Origin of the sequence: uncultured Methanobrevibacter sp., from assembly GCF_902788255.1 — an archaeon.
Taxonomy (GTDB): Archaea; Methanobacteriota; Methanobacteria; order Methanobacteriales; family Methanobacteriaceae; genus Methanocatella.
Genome location: NZ_CADAJR010000057.1, coordinates 1 through 5,307 on the forward strand (window position 1 = coordinate 1; position 5,307 = coordinate 5,307).

The following is a 5,307-nucleotide window of genomic DNA, read 5'->3' on the forward strand; positions in this document are numbered from 1 at the left end:
TGCGCGGGTATCGGCTCGAAAATATTAACATTCCACTCAACAAGGGGTATGTTAAAAAATCGAGAATCCCCAACTTCTTAAAAGTTGGCGGAAGTTCAACTCTCCGAAGCGATTTCCGTTCCGGACCATAATGTTGCAATCATGGCCGTAATTGGGATTTTTGTCAATCTTGCAGTCAGCAGGTATGTCATTTCCATGGGAAAGAAAATTAACAGTCCTGCAATCATTGCTGACGGTAAACACCAGCAGACCGATATTTTTTCATCAATAGCAATATTGGGTGCTGTTTTTGCATCAAATATGGGTTATCCAATTTTCGATCCTCTTGTTGCAATTCTGATAGGATTTTTAATCTTTAAGATTGCAGTTCAAATCTTCATTTCAAATATTAATTTCATTCTTGGAAGGATTCCGTCAGAGGAATTTGTTCAGAATATCATTGACATTGCAAACAGTGTTTCCAATGTTCAAAATCCGCATAATATCAAAGTGGATTATATGGGTAATTTTTCCGTTGTGGCATTATACATCGACCTTGACAGGAACCTGTCATTTGAAGAGTCCAGTAAAATCGCCGATAGGGTTCAGGAAAAAATCAAGAAAGAGAAATCCGAAATATGGTTTGCAATAGTCCACACATGTCCGGTGTGATTTAAATTTGTTTCATTCTATAGAAACAGTTATATATATAAATAAATAATAGAATTATTATTAATTAAATAAAAGGAGACATATTAAATGGCAATCAAAGTAGAAGTATTTTCAACAAGTACATGTCCACATTGTCCAGCAGCAATTGACGCAGCTGAAAAAGCAAAAGATAAATTAGGCGACGCAATTGAAGTAGAATCAGTTAAAATAGACGACCCTAATAATCCTGAAAACAGACAAAGAGCAATTGACTACCAAATCATGGCAGTTCCTACAATCGTAATTGACGGTGAAGTAAGCTTTGTCGGTGCACCAAGTGACGAAGAACTAATCAATCAACTCGAATCTTTATTATAGATTCACTCTTTTTTTCTTTTTAAAATGACTAATGATAATTATACTGGCGTAACAACAGGAACTGTAGCTACTGCCTGTTCTCTTGCTGCTTTGGAAGCTATTTTGGATTTTTCAGATATTGCCTGCGTTAAGGTTGAAACTCCAAAAAAGACTTTGGACATCATAATTGATGAATGCAAGAAAACATCTGACTCTAAAGCTTATGCTGTAGCCCATAAAAATCCCTACAACGATCCTGACGTCACTGTTGATTTGGCAATCGTTTCAACAGTTGAGCTAATTGAGAGAACTGATGAGGAGTCCAATGTTGTTATAACCGGAGGTAAGGGTGTCGGTATAATTACAAAACCCGGTCTTCAGATTCCCGTTGGAGAGTATGCAATCAATCCGGTTCCCCGTCGAATGATTTTTGAGAACTTGACAGGCATTGTGCCTGAAGGAAAAGTTGCAAAGGTTAGCATTTCCATTCCTGAAGGTGAAAAGATAGCCAAAAAGACAATGAATCCTAAACTGGGCATTGTCGGAGGGATATCCGTTTTGGGAACAACAGGCATTGCAAGGTCAATGTCCTCTGAAGCCTATAAGAACTCCATAGTCACACAGATTGATGTTGCGTTGGCTCTGAATCTGGACAGGCTTGTTTTTGTTCCGGGAAACATCGGTGAGAAACTGGCCCTTAAACGTTTGGACATCACCAAACAGCAGATAATCCAAACAGGTAATTATGTAGGTTTCATGTTTGAAGAGGCCCAAAAGCGTGGAATAACTGAATTCACATTCTTCGGCCATATGGGCAAACTTATTAAGGTTGCCGGGGGAATTTTCAACACCAAACATGCCGTGGCTGACGGCAGGCGGGAAATCATGGTTGCCCATGCCGCACTTTGCGGAGCCGGTCAAAAAGACCTTCAGAGGCTATTCGATTCCAAGACAACCGATGACATGATGGATATACTTGAAGAGCTAAACATTTCAGTTGAGGTTTCAAACAGCATTGCCGATGCTATAAAAGAAAGGTGTAAGCAGCGTTTTGAACTTGATTTGAATGTCATCCTTGTTGATATGGAAGGCAACTACTTAAACGACAATATGAATCTGGAATTGGAATAGTATTTTTACAGTAACTTTGAGAAAAAGTTAATATCAAAGTTTCCGCAGCAATTAAAAAAATTTGATAAAAAAAGAAGAATAACTCATGGAGAGTTATTCTACACTGCTTATTTTATTGGTCATGTCTTCTGTGAAATTCATTTTTGCAAATGAGTCATCACTTGGAAGTATCATGTTGAACTCCTGGATTTCATCAATCTGTCCTGATCCTTTGAAATCAGTGAAATTTAAAACATGCCCTCCTTTTGTCTTGTCGTCAGACAGGAAATGAAGATGCCAGCCGTGCATGTTTAATTCATTCATGTATTCCGGGAAGTATACCGCTACAAGTGTTCCGGTCTGGTCAGTGTGGTTGAATACTTTCTGGTCAACCGCAGCAACTTCTGTGAACTCCTTATATGGTTTTTCCTGTTTTTCAACACTTCTTACTGTAATTTTTGAAAAATCACCCTTGAGTTTGATTACATACATGTTGTTTGTGCTGTTTTTGCCGATTTCCTTGTTTAACTGACCTGTTAAATCGTCAAAGTCCTTGGCGCTTATGTTGTCTATTTTTCCATCTTCGTCAAAGTTGGTGATTGTGGCGAATGGTACGGTTTCGTTATCCGGCATGACGTTAATGCTTCCGTCAGCGGCTGCCTGATAAACTACTCCGTCCAGGATTATCATCTCACCGTTCACTCCTTCGAATGTTCCAAGGCCAGTGTTACCGTGTGTCTTTAAATCTCCTACTGTAATTACTCCGTCATATTCTCCATGCATGAAAGCCTGCATCAAAGAGACCTGATACATTGAATCATCATTATTTCCGTTTAGGAAAAATGGATTCTGGGCGCTGACTGCTGAAACAGCAAGCAAGCCCACTATAATTAATGCGAATGCTATTTTCTTATTCATTGAAGGTTCCTCCATTTTGGTTAGTTAGATATATGTTGGAATCTGATAATAAGTTTTGATGTTTGAAATTGAATATCAGTTTATCTGCCCTTCATGTCTCTGGTATAGTTATGTATAAATATATTTATTGATAGATTTTTATTCATGTTTTAGAAGTTTTAAACAAAGGATATGTATTTTCATGATTGTTTGAATGATATAAAACATTTTTTAGCATACAATTTTCAGGAGTTCAGGGAGAAAATGAAATACAGGAAAATAATGTTCATGCTGGTGCTGGCCATATTCATATTCGGTGCGGCCAGCGTCTGTGCCAGTGATGTGAACGATACGGTGATTGCTAGTGAAGATACAATTCAAACGGAATTGTCTGCAGGCAATGAAAATGAGATAGTCGAACAAGCAAGCAATGATGAAGTAATCAGTGAGGCAAATGTGGGAACATTCCAGGAGCTTCAGGAAAACATTACACAAGGATATTCATCCGGTGAAATAACTCTTGATAGAGATTATGAATGCGAAGACGAATTTAGTGCTGAAGGAATCACAATCGCACAAGGAATAATTATTAACGGACAAGGACATAAAATCGACGCCAAAGGAAAAGCAACAATATTCAACATCCAAGCAGATTGGGTTTTTCTAAAAAATATCACATTTCTAAATGGTAAATCAAAAGATGGGGGTGCCATTAACTGGGAAGCTAACCTGGGAAGTGTTTTAGATTGTCGTTTCGTGAACAACACTGCAACAGATGATGGTGGCGCAATCTATTGGCATAATCATGGAATACTTCCATATCTTAATTCTAATCTTGTTCGTGGATGTAGTTTTGTGAACAACACTGCAACAGGTAATGGTGGTGGAGCAATTTTCTTTGCAGGTGGTGAAAATGAGTATGATACTACTGTTGAAAATTGTAATTTTGAAGGTAACTCCGCACCTACTGGAGGTGCTATTTACTATATGAGTGAGTATACTGCCACTGTGACAGATTGTAATTTTACTAACAACTTTGCAACTAAAGATGGTGGTGCAATTTATTTTGATGAGAACTCTGATGGTAGGGCGATAAATTGTAATTTTACTGACAACTCTGCTAGAAATGGTGGTGCTGTCTGGATATATTCTGGTACTGTGTCAAATTGTAATTTTACTGATAACATTGCAACTAGCCAGGGTGGTGCAGTTTTTGCAACTAGCGATGGTGGTGCAGTTTACTTTGAGAATTCAGGTAATGTGACAAATTGTAATTTTACTGATAACTCTGCAGATTATGGTGGCGCTATAAGATATTTGAATGGAGAGGGTTATGTTAAAAATTGTAATTTTGTTAGTAATACTGCTTTTAGATGGGGAGGTGCTATCCGATTTAACGTTGATAGTACTGTAACAAATTGTAATTTTACTGATAACATTGCTCCAATTGGTGGTGCTATAAATATGGGTGGTGGTACAGTTTCAAATTGTAATTTTATTAACAACACTGCAACTGAGAATGGGGGTGCTGTTAGGATGACTTCTGGTAATGTGTCAAATTGTAATTTTACTGATAACTCTGCAGTTTATGGTGGTGCTATTTATTTTGATTATAGTTCAATAAATGCTGTGACAAAATGTAATTTCATAGGTAATAATGCAACTGAGGGTTCTGCTATTTACTTCTACAGTGCATCGTCTAAAACTGTTTCCAATTCTCGTTTCTTAAACAATAGAGCAAATGCAGAAGAGTTACAAGTAACCAAAAATGAAAATAACATTACAATCATCTTCAAAGGTCATAATAACCTTTTAAATGCAATATATTCTAGAAATGATGCTGAAGTTACCTTTATCAATGTGACATATTGGGGAGCAAAGGGAATCAACAACACAGGTAGTTCCGAAATCAAACCTTCAAGATCCAAGAATGAATCCGGTCAAAACATCACTGTAGGCATTGTTGTTAATGGTATTCTGGTTTTAAATGAAGTTAAAGTCACAGATGAGAATGGTATGATTGTTCTACCGATAAAAATTGAAAGTGAAAATTATTACATCGGCGCTCGCCATGATAAAGATTCATATTATACTGAAGCTGAAAAAACAATCTCAAATAATATGAAATTCAGTGTAAATGTTACATCTCAGACAGCTAACAACAGAACTGTTAACATCACTGCAAAATCAAATATTTACAGTGAGTTTATGCCAGGTAAATTACTATTTATATTACCAAACGGAACTCAGATTAATGCAACTTATGGTGCTAACGGTATCTGGTGGGCAGTACATACATTTGACGCTTACGGT

At 37.2% G+C, this 5,307-nt stretch carries 5 protein-coding genes; 4 read left to right on the plus strand and 1 reads right to left on the minus strand.

Annotated features, from left to right (window positions below):
* Positions 1-84: 84 nt before the first annotated feature.
* From QZV03_RS11035 to cbiD, 3 genes are all read left to right on the plus strand, one after another.
* A complete protein-coding gene (locus tag QZV03_RS11035; protein ID WP_296876769.1) occupies positions 85-651 on the plus strand; it encodes a cation diffusion facilitator family transporter in 567 nt (188 codons plus the stop codon).
* An 87-nt stretch (positions 652-738) separates the two neighbouring features.
* Complete coding sequence (locus QZV03_RS11040; protein ID WP_296876771.1) at positions 739-1,008, plus strand: thioredoxin family protein; 270 nt, start codon at positions 739-741, stop codon at positions 1,006-1,008.
* Positions 1,009-1,032: 24 nt separating this feature from the next.
* A complete protein-coding gene (cbiD, locus tag QZV03_RS11045) occupies positions 1,033-2,118 on the plus strand; it encodes a cobalt-precorrin-5B (C(1))-methyltransferase CbiD (RefSeq protein ID WP_296876772.1) in 1,086 nt (361 codons plus the stop codon).
* A 93-nt stretch (positions 2,119-2,211) separates the two neighbouring features.
* On the opposite strand, the gene budA is transcribed toward cbiD, so the two are convergent.
* Complete coding sequence (gene budA / locus QZV03_RS11050; RefSeq protein WP_296876774.1) at positions 2,212-3,015, minus strand: acetolactate decarboxylase; 804 nt, start codon at positions 3,013-3,015, stop codon at positions 2,212-2,214.
* A 243-nt stretch (positions 3,016-3,258) separates the two neighbouring features.
* On the opposite strand from budA, the gene QZV03_RS11055 reads away from it, so the two are divergent.
* A partial coding sequence (locus QZV03_RS11055) for a right-handed parallel beta-helix repeat-containing protein (protein WP_296876776.1) occupies positions 3,259-5,307 on the plus strand: 2,049 nt, incomplete at its 3' end.